The 13,228-nt window shown below is 75.1% G+C and carries 12 protein-coding genes and 2 tRNA genes; 4 read left to right on the forward strand and 10 right to left on the reverse strand.

Annotation, left to right across the window (positions count from 1 at the left end):
• Positions 1-71 precede the first annotated feature (71 nt).
• Positions 72-791: an IclR family transcriptional regulator gene (locus CFLA_RS11715; RefSeq protein WP_013117541.1), complete on the forward strand. Its 720-nt coding sequence runs from the start codon at positions 72-74 to the stop codon at positions 789-791.
• Between the two features lie 224 nt (positions 792-1,015).
• On the opposite strand, the gene CFLA_RS11720 is transcribed toward CFLA_RS11715, so the two are convergent.
• The 5 genes from CFLA_RS11720 to CFLA_RS11740 form a co-directional block, all read right to left on the reverse strand.
• Positions 1,016-1,088, reverse strand: a tRNA-Glu gene (locus CFLA_RS11720).
• A 143-nt stretch (positions 1,089-1,231) separates the two neighbouring features.
• Positions 1,232-1,303 (reverse strand) — tRNA-Gln (locus tag CFLA_RS11725).
• Positions 1,304-1,467: 164 nt separating this feature from the next.
• Entirely contained in the window at positions 1,468-1,926 is a 459-nt protein-coding gene (locus CFLA_RS11730; RefSeq protein ID WP_013117542.1) for a DUF6912 family protein, read from the reverse strand.
• A 29-nt stretch (positions 1,927-1,955) separates the two neighbouring features.
• Positions 1,956-3,200: a CpaE/TadZ family protein gene (locus CFLA_RS11735; protein ID WP_043599014.1), complete on the reverse strand. Its 1,245-nt coding sequence runs from the start codon at positions 3,198-3,200 to the stop codon at positions 1,956-1,958.
• A gap of 1 nt (position 3,201) precedes the next feature.
• Entirely contained in the window at positions 3,202-3,867 is a 666-nt protein-coding gene (locus tag CFLA_RS11740) for a CpaB family protein (protein WP_013117544.1), read from the reverse strand.
• Positions 3,868-4,049: 182 nt separating this feature from the next.
• Here CFLA_RS11740 and CFLA_RS11745 point away from each other — a divergent pair, with 182 nt between their 5' ends.
• Positions 4,050-4,274: a helix-turn-helix domain-containing protein gene (locus tag CFLA_RS11745; protein WP_013117545.1), complete on the forward strand. Its 225-nt coding sequence runs from the start codon at positions 4,050-4,052 to the stop codon at positions 4,272-4,274.
• A 44-nt stretch (positions 4,275-4,318) separates the two neighbouring features.
• On the opposite strand, the gene CFLA_RS11750 is transcribed toward CFLA_RS11745, so the two are convergent.
• Positions 4,319-4,882: a hypothetical protein gene (locus tag CFLA_RS11750; RefSeq protein WP_245530239.1), complete on the reverse strand. Its 564-nt coding sequence runs from the start codon at positions 4,880-4,882 to the stop codon at positions 4,319-4,321.
• A gap of 96 nt (positions 4,883-4,978) precedes the next feature.
• Between CFLA_RS11750 and CFLA_RS20485 the strand changes: the two genes are divergently transcribed.
• Together CFLA_RS20485 and CFLA_RS19065 are read left to right on the forward strand one after the other, a co-directional pair.
• Positions 4,979-5,908: a LysM peptidoglycan-binding domain-containing protein gene (locus tag CFLA_RS20485; RefSeq protein ID WP_013117547.1), complete on the forward strand. Its 930-nt coding sequence runs from the start codon at positions 4,979-4,981 to the stop codon at positions 5,906-5,908.
• A complete protein-coding gene (locus CFLA_RS19065) occupies positions 5,905-6,567 on the forward strand; it encodes an Rv3235 family protein (RefSeq protein ID WP_013117548.1) in 663 nt (220 codons plus the stop codon). The genes CFLA_RS20485 and CFLA_RS19065 overlap by 4 nt, the downstream gene beginning before the upstream one ends.
• A 74-nt stretch (positions 6,568-6,641) precedes the next feature.
• On the opposite strand, the gene secA is transcribed toward CFLA_RS19065, so the two are convergent.
• From secA to hpf, 4 genes are all read right to left on the reverse strand, one after another.
• Positions 6,642-9,443 carry a preprotein translocase subunit SecA gene (secA, locus tag CFLA_RS11765; protein WP_013117549.1) on the reverse strand — a complete coding sequence of 934 codons (2,802 nt, stop codon included), beginning with the start codon at positions 9,441-9,443 and terminating at the stop codon, positions 6,642-6,644.
• A 120-nt stretch (positions 9,444-9,563) separates the two neighbouring features.
• Positions 9,564-10,850: a winged helix-turn-helix domain-containing protein gene (locus CFLA_RS11770; RefSeq protein WP_013117550.1), complete on the reverse strand. Its 1,287-nt coding sequence runs from the start codon at positions 10,848-10,850 to the stop codon at positions 9,564-9,566.
• 55 nt (positions 10,851-10,905) lie between these two features.
• On the reverse strand, positions 10,906-11,988 hold the full coding sequence (locus CFLA_RS11775) for a glycoside hydrolase family 10 protein (RefSeq protein ID WP_222836752.1): 1,083 nt from the start codon (positions 11,986-11,988) through the stop codon (positions 10,906-10,908).
• 608 nt (positions 11,989-12,596) lie between these two features.
• A complete protein-coding gene (gene hpf, locus CFLA_RS11780) occupies positions 12,597-13,226 on the reverse strand; it encodes a ribosome hibernation-promoting factor, HPF/YfiA family (protein ID WP_013117552.1) in 630 nt (209 codons plus the stop codon).
• Positions 13,227-13,228 lie beyond the last annotated feature (2 nt).

Raw genomic sequence — 13,228 nt, forward strand, 5'->3', positions numbered from 1 at the left:
CAGGGCCGTGTGCCGAGGGTCTCGTTTTCCCTCGGCTTGCATCTCAGCCTGCGAGACGCCAATATCGACCTATGGACAACTCTAGCGGAGTCGGCGTCCTGGACAAGGCCGCGTCGGTGCTGAGCGCCCTGGAGGCCGGACCCGCGACCCTCGCACAGCTGGTCGCCGCCACCCATCTTGCCCGCCCGACGGCCCATCGCCTCGCCGTTGCGCTCGAGCACCATCGTCTCGTGGCGCGCGACCTGCAGGGCAGGTTCGTCCTCGGACCGCGCCTGTCCGAGCTCGCCACGGCCGCCGGAGAGGACCGTCTGCTCGCCGCGGCCGGGCCGGTGCTGACGCTGCTGCGCGACCACACCGGCGAGAGCGCACAGCTCTACCGCCGGCAGGGCGACCAGCGCATCTGCGTCGCCGCGGCCGAGCGACCCATCGGGCTGCGGGACTCGATCCCGGTCGGAGCGACCCTGACGATGCAGGCGGGGTCCGCTGCCCAGGTGCTCCTCGCCTGGGAGGAGCCCGACCGGCTGCACCGCGGCCTGCAGGGCGCGAAGTTCACGGCGACGATCCTGTCCGGCGTCCGCCGCCGCGGCTGGGCCCAGTCCGTGTCGGAGCGCGAGGTCGGCGTGGCGTCGGTCTCGGCGCCGGTGCGTGGGCCCTCCGGACGGGTCGTCGCCGCCGTGTCGGTGTCGGGGCCGCTCGAGCGCCTCTCACGCCAGCCGGGTCGGCTGCACGCCGCGGCCGTGGTCTCCGCCGCGAACCGCCTCACCGAGGTCCTGCGCCGCACGGCCGACTGACCCCGAGGGGCACGTCCTCGGGGCCCGGGCGCCGCACGTCGGCCGCCCGGGCTCCGTCGCGCCCGGCCGACGTCGGCCGCTCCCGACGCGTCGCCGGGCGCGGTCGGCCCGGGCGACGGAGGGGGGCGACGAGAGTGGGCACCGCAGGGGGACGACGCCGGGACGCCGCGCCGGACCGGTGGACGACGAAGGCCCGGTCACCTGAGGTGACCGGGCCTTCAACGTACCCCCGACCGGATTCGAACCGGCGCTACCGCCGTGAGAGGGCGGCGTGCTAGGCCGCTACACAACGGGGGCCTTGCTCACGACCCGTGGGCCGCTTGCCGAGTGGATACTGTACCTGACGTTCGCCGAGAGTCGAAATCTCGCGGCTCCGACAGGACCGCCACCAGGGCGGACGCATCCGAGAAGCCACCCGGACCGAAGCTCGGGCGACGACGCTGGGGTACCAGGACTCGAACCTAGACTAACTGAACCAGAATCAGTCGTGCTGCCAATTACACCATACCCCAAGGGCTGTGACTGACCGTGGGTCAGGGCACAACTCCAGCGGTACGCGTCCGGGGGACCCGTACCGGCCGTGAACATTACCTGAGCCGAGGGGCCCGGGTCCAACCGGTACCCGGTGGCACGGGTCACGTCCCGGCACCGCCCCGACGACGCGGAGGGCCCTGGCTCAGCGCGTGGGGATCTCACCGATCTCCGTCACGTCGTACCAGAGCAGGTCGCGCTCGTCGAGACGCTCGATCGCCGCCTCGTCGCCGCCGGCCGCCGCCGCCACGTCGCCCGCCGCGGCGGGCTCGTCGACGTGCACGCTCGCCATGCGGCTCGTGCCCACCTCGCAGGAGACCTCGACGGCCGAGGCCACCGGCGCGTCGTCGAGCAGGCGCACGGACGCGTCGGGCACGTCCGCCGCGACGACCACCCGCAGCGCCGGCGCCGTGGGGTCCGCGGCGAGCAGCAGCAGCGAGCCGTCGGCCGCGGCGGACTGCGCCGCGTACTCCCACCCCTCGTCGTCCTCGTCGGGCCAGAGCTCCCGGAGCGCCGGTGTCACCGCGTGACCGACCCGCGGTGTGAGGACGACGGGAGACACGTGCTGGAGCTCGGCCAGGGTCACGGGCAGGTAGACGCGCACCGGGCCAGTCTGCCCCCCGCGAGGTCCGCTCAGCCCACCGGCACGCGCGCCGTCGGCGCGCCGGCGGCCACACCCGCCGCGACCTCCGCCGCCAGCGCGGCCAGGCTGCGTCGCGCGGGCGAGCCCGGCGCGACCTCCCGCAGGGCCCGCCCGTCGAGCATCGCGGCGTCCACGGCCGCGCGGTCCTCGGGCACCAGGAGGACGTCCTCGACGCCGGCGTAGCGGGCGAGCGCCGCCGCCACGGCCTCCCCCGGCCGCGCGCCCGCCACCGTCGGCCGCACCCGGTTGACGACGACGCGGCGTGCGTGCGCCAGGCCCCGGTCCGATGCGTCGGCCAGCGCCCGCACGAGGCGCTGGACCCCCACCGGGTCGGCGGCGCCGACCACGACGACGAGATCCGCCTGCTCCAGCGCGACGAGCGTGGCGGCGTTCCGGGCGGGTGCGCGCGTGTCATAGCTGAGCATCTCGTCCTGCTCGAGGCAGAACCCGGTGTCGACCACCGTGATGTCGGCGAGCTCCCGGGCGCGCGAGAGCACGAGCTCGAGCGAGCTCCCGGGCAGCTCGGGCCACCGGTCCGCGCGCGAGATCCCCGACAGCAGCCGCAGCTCGGGCAGCACGACGGGTGCGAGGCGTGCGAGCGTCGTCAGGTCGAGAGCACCCTGCCCGGCGGCACGCGCAGCGGCCGCGACGCCGGGGGCCTCGTCCAGCACGCCCAGCACCTGCGCCACCACACCGCCGTACGTGTCGGCGTCGACCAGGAGCGTCGAGCGCTCGAGCGCCGCGAGCTCCGCGGCGAGGTTGACCGCCACGAACGTGCGGCCCGGCGCGCCCGTGGGCCCCCAGACCGCGACGGTCGCGCCCCGGCGCGTCGGCACCACGGGCGCCGGGGCCGCGGCCGGCTGTGCCGGGCCGTCCCCGAGCACGGCGAGCGCCTCGCGCACGACGTCAGGCACGTCACCGTCGCCCGTCACGTCGACGACGAGGTCCGCCCCGTGCGCGGTCAGCCGCTCGGCCAGCCAGGGCCGCGCCGGGTCGCCGAGGCCCATCACGCGTACGCCGCAGCGGTGCAGCACCGCCACGGCCTCACGGTCGAGCCGGTCGAGGTCACCGGAGACCACCGCGAGTCCGCCCAGGCCCGCCTCCGCCGCCGCGAGCAGCTCGGTCAGATCCGCGCACCGCCGCGTCACGGACAGCCGCCCGCCCGAACCCTCGACGGCCTCCACGATCGCGGACTCCGCGGCCCCCTGGACCGCGCACAGCACCCCGACACCCACCTCAGGCCCCCGGCACCGGGACGAGATCCACCGTGCCGCGGCCGGCGAGCGCGCCGAGCACGGTGGGCAGGTCGTCGACCGGGACCAGCACGTGCGCCGTGCGTGCCCCACCGCTCGCGAACGCGCCGTCGGGGCTGCTGAGCTCGGCCACCGTCAGGCCCGCGGCCAGCTCCCGCGGTACCGCGTCCCCGCCCGGCTCGGTGGCGCCTTCGGTCGGGGGCTCGGGCGTGAACCACAGGTCGACCCTCGAGCCCGCCTGCAGGCCGCTCGGCGCCGGGCCGGACAGCGCGACGGGGACCGCCCGGACGTCGAGGTCCGTCGCGTCGCCCACGGCTGCGACCGGCACGAGCTCACCCGCCCCGACCGTGCGCAGCAGCACCGCACCGTCGGGCAGCGGCTCGTCGGCGCGCAGGTAGCCGTCGACGCGGTCCGCGAGCCGGACGTCGGCCACGACGAGCGCCGCGGACGAGAGCGCCGCTCCCGGGACGAGCACGTCGCGCGCGACGTAGACCGGCACGGTGCGCTGGGCCGTCGTCACCGCCCAGCTCCCCAGCACGACGGACGACGCGATCAGGGCGATCCCGACGAGCAGGCGGGGGTCGCGCCACCCGGGGCGGCGCAGGCGCGCCGCCGTCGGGGCGGGCAGGTCGAGCACGGTGGTGTCCACGAGAAGGCTCCTGGTCGACGAGGACGGCGGGCGGGAGGTCGTGACCGCCGGCGGCGCTGCCGCGACCCGGCGAGGTCTCCCCCGACGGGACGAGTGTGGCGTGCGACGGTGGTCCGTGCGGCGGGTGCGCGTCGACCTGTGGACAACCGCACCGGCGCGACGTGCCGTGGAAGACTGCAGCCATGGCACCGAGGTTCCTGACGCTCGCCGACGTGTCCGAGATCCTCAACATCTCGGCGCCCCAGGCGTACGCGCTCGTCCGCTCCGGCGACCTGCCGGCGATCCAGATCGGCGGGCGGATGCAGTGGCGCGTCGAGGCGAGCGAGCTCGAGCGGTACATCGAGCGCATGTACGCGGAGACACGCGCGCGCAACGCGCAGGGCGCGGTCTCCGACGGCACCGTCTGAGCCGTCGTCGACCCTGCCGACGCGACCGCGTCCGGCGCGGGGCGTCATCGCGACACCACCGCGAGCAGGGCGTGGAACGGCACGCTGACGGTGCGCCCCGCGGGCGCCTCGGGGGTGACGTCCACGTGGTCGGCCCCCACCCGGTCGAGCCGCCCGGTGACGACGCCGACGTCGGTGCGCACGCAGACCACGACCCTGTCGCGCGCGAGGGCGCGCAGCACGTGCCCGAGCCCGAGCGCAGACTCCAGGCGCCCTGCGGGAGGGGCGACCCTCGGGCCCAGGCCCTCGACGGTGCGGATCGCCCGGGTCGGCACCACCGCGCGGCGCCCGCCGCCGAGGTCGAGCAGCACCCACTGCGCGGCGGCCTCGGACACGACGCCGGCGAACGGCTCCTCGGGGGCCACCACGACGCGCACACGAGCGCCGACCGCCCCCCGGAGCCGGTCGGCGAGGTTGACCCGCGCCCGCTCGGCGCGCGTCAGCTCGGCGACGTCCCACCGGGCCTCGTCGGCTCGCCCGGCGGCCAGCTGCGCCTCAATGTCGGCGAACAGGTGCTCCCACCGACGACCGGGCGTCGGAGGTATCACCGCGTAGCCCTCGCCACTCACTGAACGGACACTACTGGACATACCGGCCACGCTCGACTACACCTAGGTGCACCCGTCGTCATCAAACAACATCCAACTGCATCATCGAGGAGCATCGTGACCGACCTGCCGCCGCCCCGCCCGCCGCGCTCACCGCGTCCCGTCGCCGCCGCCGCCGGTCTCGTCGTGGCGGGTGCGATCGCCCTCGTCGTCGCCGGAGCACTCGGTCTGTGGCTCGCGGACCACGTCGCGTCGACCCGGCTGTGGCGGGTCGAGGACGTGGTCGGGCCGCTCGTCGTCACCGCCGGAGTGCTCGCCGCGACGTGGGCGGGCGTCTCGGCGCTCGTCGCGGGACTGTGCGCGGCGGTGCGCGCGACGGGCGGCGCGTGGCGCGCCGGCGAGAGCGCCGTGCAGCGCTGGGCCCCCGGCCTCGTGCGACGTGCGCTGGCGGTCGCCGTCGCAGCCGGGGTCGGGCTGACCGGTGCGGCCGGCGCGCACGCGACGACGCTCGACGCTCCTTCACCTGCCGCGTCCGTCATCGTGGACCTCGGCTGGGCGCCGACGCAGGGCGACCCCCTGCACGTCGACGCAGCACCCGGCGTGACACCGACAGCGAGCTCGGCAGCCACCCCGACAGCGACACCGACGCCGGACGTCGAGCCGGCCGCCGCCCTCGGTGCGCCGGCGCCGACGCCCGACGACCGGACCACCGTCGGTACCGCCGCACCGACGACCAGTGCCCCGGCCGCGGTCGCGCCCGCCGTCGCTGGGGCGGCGACGGTCCCCGTCTCCGCCCCCGTACCCCCACCCGAGACGGCGCCACCGCCGACGGCCGACGCACCGGTCGGCACCGTGGAGGTGCGTGCCGGTGACAGCCTGTGGGGACTGGCGGCACGTTCGCTCGGCCCCGGGGCGACCGATGCGCAGATCGCCGCGGAGTGGCCCCGCTGGTACGCCGCCAACGCCTCGACGATCGGCCCCGACCCCGACGTGCTGCTCCCCGGCCAGGTGCTGGTGGTCCCGACGGCGGACGGGAGCGCGCGATGACCACGCTCCCCCAGGACGACGAGGTCGACGCCTCGGTCGTCGAGGACACGGTCGCCCGGCTCGAGGTCGTCCCCGACCCTCCGGCCGGTGGCGTCCGGCACCTCGCCGCGGTCCCGGAGACCGCGCCCGTCGCGGACGACGAGCGCGCACGAGCACCGGAGCCACGTCCGCGGCTGCGCCTCGTCCCGGCGCCCACCCCGCTGCGTGCCGTCCCGGCCCCGGCCCCCGCGACCCCGCCCCTGCTGCGCGTCCGCGCGCGGCGCTCCTCGGCGCCCGACGGGTGGCACGTCGTCGGTGGCGAGGATCGCGACGACGAGCGCGGCGCCGCCCCCGTCACCGACGCCGGCAGGTTCGCGCACGGGGTGGGGCTCGCGTGCGTGGAGGTCGTCCTGGGCCGGCGTCCCGCGGCGCAGCTCGCGCGGTGGGTCGCACCGCACGTGCTGGACTCGCTGCAGGAGAGCGCCGACCTCGTGCGCCGCGCGGGGGTCCTGACGCACGCCCGCCGGCCCGCCGCACGACGTGTGCGGGTGTGCCCCGTGGACCGCCACACCGCCGAGGTCTGCCTGGTGGTGGACGACGGTGTACGTGTGCGGGCGGTGGCGCTGCGGCTCGAGGCTCACCGCGGCGCATGGCGCGTCACCACGCTGGAGATCGGCTGAGCCTCACCGCACGACGCCGCGGCCCCCGTGACGTGGTCACGGGGCCGCGGCGTCGTGCGGGTCGCCGACCTGCGTCAGCGCTTGCGCTGCTTGGCCTGCTTGCGGCGGTCCGCGCGGTTCGACCCGCCACCGGCCGCGGGGCTGGCCGCGCGCGCCGCGCCGCCCGAGCCCTCCGAGCGGGTGACGGTCGCGCCGTCCCCGTCGACCGACGGAGCCGAGTACTGCAGCGGCGTCTCCTGCGCCGGGCCGTCGAGGCCCTTGGCGAGCAGTCCGCCGGACGCCGGGCGATCGGCCGCGCCGGCCCCCGCGGTGGCCGCAGCCTGCGCTGCGGAGTCGGCGTCGACGACGGGGGCGTCGGCAGGCGCGTCCGTCGGTTCGGCGACCTGCACCTCGAGGTTGTACAGGAACTGGACCGACTCCTCCTTGATGGAGTCCGTCATCGCCGTGAACAGCTGGAAGCCCTCGCGCTGGTACTCGATGAGGGGGTCACGCTGCGCCATCGCGCGCAGGCCGATGCCCTCCTTGAGGTAGTCCATCTCGTACAGGTGCTCGCGCCACTTGCGGTCCAGGACCGACAGCACGACGCGACGCTCCAGCTGGCGCATGTTCGCCTCGCCCAGGTGCGCCTCGCGCTCCGCGTACGCGTGCTCGGCGTCCGACAGGACCTCCCGCGTGATGAGGTCGGTCGACAGCCGCGTCGAGCTGCCCGCGGCCTCGACGACCTCCTCGGGCGTGATGGAGATCGGGTAGACCCCGCGCAACGCCGTCCACAGCGCGTCGAGGTCCCAGTCCTCCGGGCGGCCCTCGGCCGTCGCGAGCGCGACGTACTCCGACAGCACGTCGGAGCGGAAGTGCGCGACCTGCTCCTGCAGGTCCTCGCCGTGCAGCACGCGGCGACGCTGCTCGTAGATGACCTCGCGCTGGCGGGACATCACGTCGTCGTACTTCAGGACGTTCTTGCGGATCTCGAAGTTGCGCGCCTCGACCTGCGACTGCGCCGACTGGATGCCGCGCGTGACGATCTTGGACTCCAGCGGCATGTCCTCGGGGAACCCGGCGCGCGTCATCATCGACTCCGCGAGCCCGGAGTTGAACAGGCGCATGAGGTCGTCCTGCATCGACAGGTAGAACCGGGACTCGCCCGGGTCGCCCTGACGGCCGGAGCGGCCGCGCAGCTGGTTGTCGATACGGCGCGACTCGTGACGCTCGGTGCCCAGCACGTACAGCCCACCGAGCTCGGTGACCTCCTCGTGCTCGGCAGCCACGGCCTCCTTGGCCTTCTCGAGGACGTCGGGCCAGGCGGCCTCGTACTCCTCCGCGTTCTCCGCGGGGTCGAGCCCGCGCGTGGCCATCTCCGCGACCGCCATGAACTCGGCGTTGCCGCCGAGCATGATGTCGGTACCGCGCCCGGCCATGTTGGTGGCGACCGTGACGGCGCCCTTGCGGCCCGCCTGCGCGACGATCGACGCCTCACGCGCGTGCTGCTTGGCGTTGAGCACCTCGTGCGGGACGCCCTGCTTCTTGAGCTTGGACGACAGGAGCTCGGACTTCTCGACGCTCGTGGTGCCGACGAGGACCGGCTGGCCCTTGGCGTGCCGCTCGACGATGTCCGCGACGACCGCGTCGAACTTGCCCTCCTCGCTCTTGTAGACGAGGTCCTTCTGGTCGATGCGCTGCATCGGCCGGTTGGTCGGGATCGGCACGACGCCGAGCTTGTAGGTGCCCTGGAACTCGGCCGCCTCGGTCTCGGCGGTACCGGTCATGCCCGCGAGCTTGTCGTAGAGCCGGAAGTAGTTCTGCAGCGTGATCGTGGCGAGCGTCTGGTTCTCCGCCTTGATCGCCACACCCTCCTTGGCCTCGATGGCCTGGTGCATGCCCTCGTTGTACCGACGTCCGGGCAGGATGCGTCCGGTGTGCTCGTCGACGATGAGGACCTCGCCGTTCATCACGACGTAGTCCTTGTCGCGCTTGAACAGCTCCTTGGCCTTGATGGCGTTGTTGAGGAAGCCGATGAGCGGCGTGTTGAGCGACTCGTAGAGGTTGTCGATGCCGAGGTAGTCCTCGACGCGCGCGATACCGGGCTCGAGCACGCCCACCGTGCGCTTCTTCTCGTCGACCTCGTAGTCGCGCTCCGGCTGCAGGCGCCGCACGACCTTCGCGAACTCGCCGTACCACCGGTTCGCGTCGCCCGACGCGGGACCGGAGATGATCAGCGGCGTACGGGCCTCGTCGATGAGGATCGAGTCGACCTCGTCGACGATCGCGAAGTGGTGGCCGCGCTGCACGAGGTCGTCGACGCTCCACGCCATGTTGTCGCGCAGGTAGTCGAAGCCGAACTCGTTGTTCGTGCCGTAGGTGATGTCGGCCGCGTACTGCTCGCGCCGCTGCGCGGGTGTCAGCTGCGACAGGATCGTGCCGGTCGTCAGGCCGAGGAACCGGTACACGCGCCCCATGAGGTCGGCCTGGTACCCGGCGAGGTAGTCGTTGACCGTGACGACGTGCACGCCCTTGCCGGTCAGCGCGTTGAGGTACGCGGGCGCGGTGGCGACCAGGGTCTTGCCCTCACCGGTCTTCATCTCGGCGATGTTGCCGAGATGCAGCGCCGCACCACCCATGAGCTGGACGTCGAAGTGGCGCTGGCCGAGCGTGCGGCGCGACGCCTCGCGGACCGCGGCGAACGCCTCGGGCAGCAGGTCGTCGAGCTTCTCGCCGTCGGCCAGGCGCGCCTTGAACCGGTCGGTCTCCTCGCGCAGCTCGGCGTCGGACAACGAGGTGAAGCTGTCCTCCAGGGCGTTGACCTGGGCAGCGATGCCGGACAACTTCTTGAGGATCCGCCCCTCGCCCAGCCGGAGGACCTTCTCGAGGATCGCCGTCACGCAACTCTCCCGACGTCGTTGGCGCCCGTCCGCTCGCGGCGTCGGGGCGGTGCGTGTCGCCCGACCGCTCGGCCGGGCCCGACCATCGTAGGCGAGCCGCGGGACCGACGTGGCCGCTGCTCAGGCTCCGGGCGGCACGACCTCGACCGCGAGCGCGCGCGCGAGGTCACCCGCGGCGTCCCCGCCGACCAGGACGTCCTGGAGGCCGAGCCACGCGGCGACCTCTGCGAGCTCGGCGGCGAGCTCGTGGGCGACCTCGGCGTCGGACGGCGCACCGGTCAGGGGGTCGCCCGCGGGCCCGGGGGCCCGGTGCGCAGCGTGCACGCGCAGGACACCGCCGCGCCGGTCCGCCTTGAGGTCGACGAGCGCGACCAGCCGCTCCCCCAGCAGGAACGGCAGCACGTAGTACCCCCACACGCGCTGCGCCGCGGGCACGTAGATCTCGAGGCGGTAGCGCAGTCCGAAGAGCTGCTCGGTGCGCGTGCGCTCCCACACGAGCGGGTCGAACGGGCTCAGCAGGGCGCGGCCCTGCGCACGGCGCGGGACCGCGGCGTCCCGGTGCCGGTACAGCGGACCGCGCCACCCCGTGACCTCCACGGGCTCGAGCACGCCGTCCTCGACGAGCTCGGCCACGGCGGTGCGGGTCGGCTCGACGCCGGTCCGCCAGTGGTCGGCCAGGCACCGCAGGCCGGCGACGCCGTGCGCCCGCGCCGCGATCTCGGTCAGCCGGCGGCGCGCCGTGCGCTCGTCGGCGGGCGGCGCCGCGAGCACCTCACGGGGCAGTGCCCGGTCGGGCAGGTCGAAGCGCCGCTCGAACTGCGCGTTCCGCCCCGCCGTCGTGAGCTCGCCGACGTAGAAGAGGTACTCCAGGGCGTGCCTGGCCTCGGTCCACGACCAGCCCCACGCGTCGGTGCGACGCGCCGGGCCCCCGAGCAGCTCCTGCGCCTCGCGCGCCGTGACGGGCCCGTGCTGCTCGACGACCTCCCACGCGGCCGCGACCTGCGGGGACCGCCCGACGGGCACGCCGTCGAGGCAGTCGCCCCGCCGCTCGACCCGGGCCCGGTTCGCCGCGTGCTTGAAGGCGAGGTCGCGGAACGTCGCCGGCGGGACGAGGGACGCCTCGTGGGCCCACGTCTCGACGAGCCGCCGCGGCGCCCTGCCCGTCGCGCGGTCGAGCGCGGTCACGTCCCACGCACCGCTCCGCGAGTACACGGGCACGAGGTGCGCACGCGCCAGGACGTTGACCGAGTCGACCTGCAGCAGGCCGAGTCTGTCGACGACGCGCTGCAGCTCCCGGGCGCCTCCGGGTCCCGGGCGCACGGGGCGGCGCCGGTCCAGGCCTGCGGCGCGCAACGCCGCGCGGCGCGCCTGCGACCGGGTCAGCCTCTGCCGAGGGGTGTCGACCATGAGCCGATCCTGCCCGCGCCCTCCGACACCCGGCGGACGGCGAGCGCGCCGCACGTCAGCGCGGCCGCGCGCCCGTCCCCCTGCTCCCGCGGGACGGGCCCGGCCCGGGGCACGGCGCGGGCGTCGGGTCGGGCGGCACGCCGGCAGTCAGCACGGCGAGCACCGCGTGGTAGGCGGGCTTGGGTGCGCCGGCGCGGTCGAACAGCAGCGGCGTCCCGCCGGGGCGCCAGGAGTCGACGTCCCGCACGCCCCAGACGGTGATGCCGGTGCACCGCTGCACCGCGAGGCATGCGGACACGACCCGCGCGTAGTCCGCGGCCTGCACGTCGCCCGACCCCTCGACGTCCAGCTCGGTGATCTGCACCTCCACGCCGAGCGCCGTGAAGGCCTCGAGCGTGGCCCGGTAGTCCTCCGGGACGGGCGTGTGCGGGCCGAAGTGCGACTCGAGCCCGACGCAGTCGATCGGGACGCCCCGGGCCCGCAGGTCCGCGACCATGGCGAGCACCGCCTGCGTCTTCGCGTGCCGCAGGTCGTCGGTGTGGTAGTCGTTGTAGCAGAGCCTCGCCCCCGGGTCCGCCGCACGCGCTGCTCGGAAGGCCGCCTCGATCCAGTCGTCGCCCGTGCGCTGGAAGTTCGAGGCGCGCCGCGCCCCGGTGCCGTCGACGAAGGCCTCGCTCACGACGTCCCACGAGTGGACCTCGCCGCGGTAGTGCTCGACCACGCGCGTGACGTGCTCGAGCATCGCCTCGCGCAGTGCCGAGCCGGCCAGGCCTGCGAGCCAGCCCGGTTGCCCGGCGTGCCACAGCAGCGTGCGCCCGCGCACCTGCGTGCCACGCGCGCGCGCCCAGTCGACCGCACGGTCGCCCGCGTCGAACGTGAAGCGGCCACGCACGGGCTGCAGGGCGTCGAGCGTGAGCTCGTTCTCGGGCGTGACCGAGCCGAACTCGCGCTCCACGAGCCCCACGTACGTCGGGTCGCCCAGCCGCGCGGACTGCAGCGCGGTGCCGAACGAGCGCCCGGTCAGCCGCGCCGCGTCGTCGAGGCCCGCGACCGCCGACCAGCCCGGCGCGGCGGGCACGCCGATCGCGAGCACGGTGGCGAGCGCGAGCGCGCCGGTGCGGCGCCGGTGCCGAGCCACCGCACCTCGCGTCTTTCGCGTCCACCTCACCGCGCACCTCCTCGCTGCTGCCGCCGTCCGCGACGGACGGGGGTCGCGCGACGCCGGTCGGGGGCGCCCGGCCGGTGACCGGTGCCGGGCCCCCGCAGCTGCAACGTGCTGCCCGACGTCCGCTGCGACCACCCGCCGAACCGTTTCCGCCCGTCGCGCTGCCCCTAGGGGCCGCGTGGTGAGCCCGCAAGTTTCGGTCGGCCTGCGCCCTGGCGCATGTCGCGGCTCGCCTCGCCGCGAGGCCGCAGACCGCGGCGGCCCTGTTCAGGGACCTGCCCGGCACCACGTCGGGCGTGCCGCGCGTGCGCTCCCGCTCCGAATCGCTTCAGCAGGCCGGCCAACCTCGCGACAGTTTTCCGCAACTTCCCCGCATGTCTTGACGGAACCACCGTGCTCAGGCCACGGTCGTCACCCGAGGGCACACGGCACCGACACCGCAGCCCGACCACGCTCCCGGTGCCGGGCGGACCGCGCCGCCCGGCACTGGGGTTCCACCAGCACGACGCACCGCGGGGCGGTGGGCCCGTCGGCCCACCGCCCCGCGCGTCCTGGCCGGGCGCGACGCGCGCCCCGGCGGTTCAGCCGACAGCCCGGCTCGACCCCCCGGTCACGACGGGCGTGTCGAGCTTGATGACGCCGTAGCTCCACCCTCGCCGGCGGTACGCGACCGCCGGCTGAGCGGTCTCGGCGTCGACGAACAGGAAGAAGTCGTGGCCGACGAGCTCCATCTCGTACAGCGCGTCGTCGACCGTCATCGGCTCGGCCCGGTGCAGCTTCTCGCGGATGAGCACCGGCGAGTCGCCCAGCACGGTCTCGGTGACGCCGTCCTCGCCGGGCTCGTCGGGCGGCGGCGGCTGCGGCGCGGGCGGCCGCACGTCGACGGGCGTGAGCGGAGTGTGGTTGCGGTGGTCCTTGCGCCGGTCACGCGCACGCCGCAGCCGCTCGAGCAGCCGCCCCAGGGCGACGTCCAGGGCCGCGTACGCGTCGTCCGCGCACGCCTCGGCCCGGATCACCGGCCCCTTGTCCACCACCGTCAGCTCGACCTTCTCGCTGCTTCCGGACTGACGCGGGTTGGGTTCGTGCGAGACGAGGACGTCGACGCGCTGCGCGCGCGGGGCCAGCTGCTCGATCTTGGCGAGCTTGCTCTCGAGATGGGCGCGATACCGCGGGGACACCTCGGTGTGCCGGCCGGCAACCACGATCTCCATGT

This window comes from Cellulomonas flavigena DSM 20109, assembly GCF_000092865.1.
GTDB classification, from domain to species: Bacteria; Actinomycetota; Actinomycetes; order Actinomycetales; family Cellulomonadaceae; genus Cellulomonas; species Cellulomonas flavigena.

What these genes read in the sequence shown, in the direction of transcription:
- CFLA_RS11715 (WP_013117541.1), top strand. Translation starts at nt 72, where the DNA reads ATGGACAACTCTAGCGGAGTCGGCGTCCTGGACAAGGCCGCGTCGGTG.
- CFLA_RS11745 (WP_013117545.1), top strand. Translation starts at nt 4,050, where the DNA reads ATGGCACCGAGGTTCCTGACGCTCGCCGACGTGTCCGAGATCCTCAAC.
- CFLA_RS19065 (WP_013117548.1), top strand. Translation starts at nt 5,905, where the DNA reads ATGACCACGCTCCCCCAGGACGACGAGGTCGACGCCTCGGTCGTCGAG.
- CFLA_RS11770 (WP_013117550.1), bottom strand. Translation starts at nt 10,850, where the DNA reads ATGGTCGACACCCCTCGGCAGAGGCTGACCCGGTCGCAGGCGCGCCGC.
- hpf (WP_013117552.1), bottom strand. Translation starts at nt 13,226, where the DNA reads ATGGAGATCGTGGTTGCCGGCCGGCACACCGAGGTGTCCCCGCGGTAT.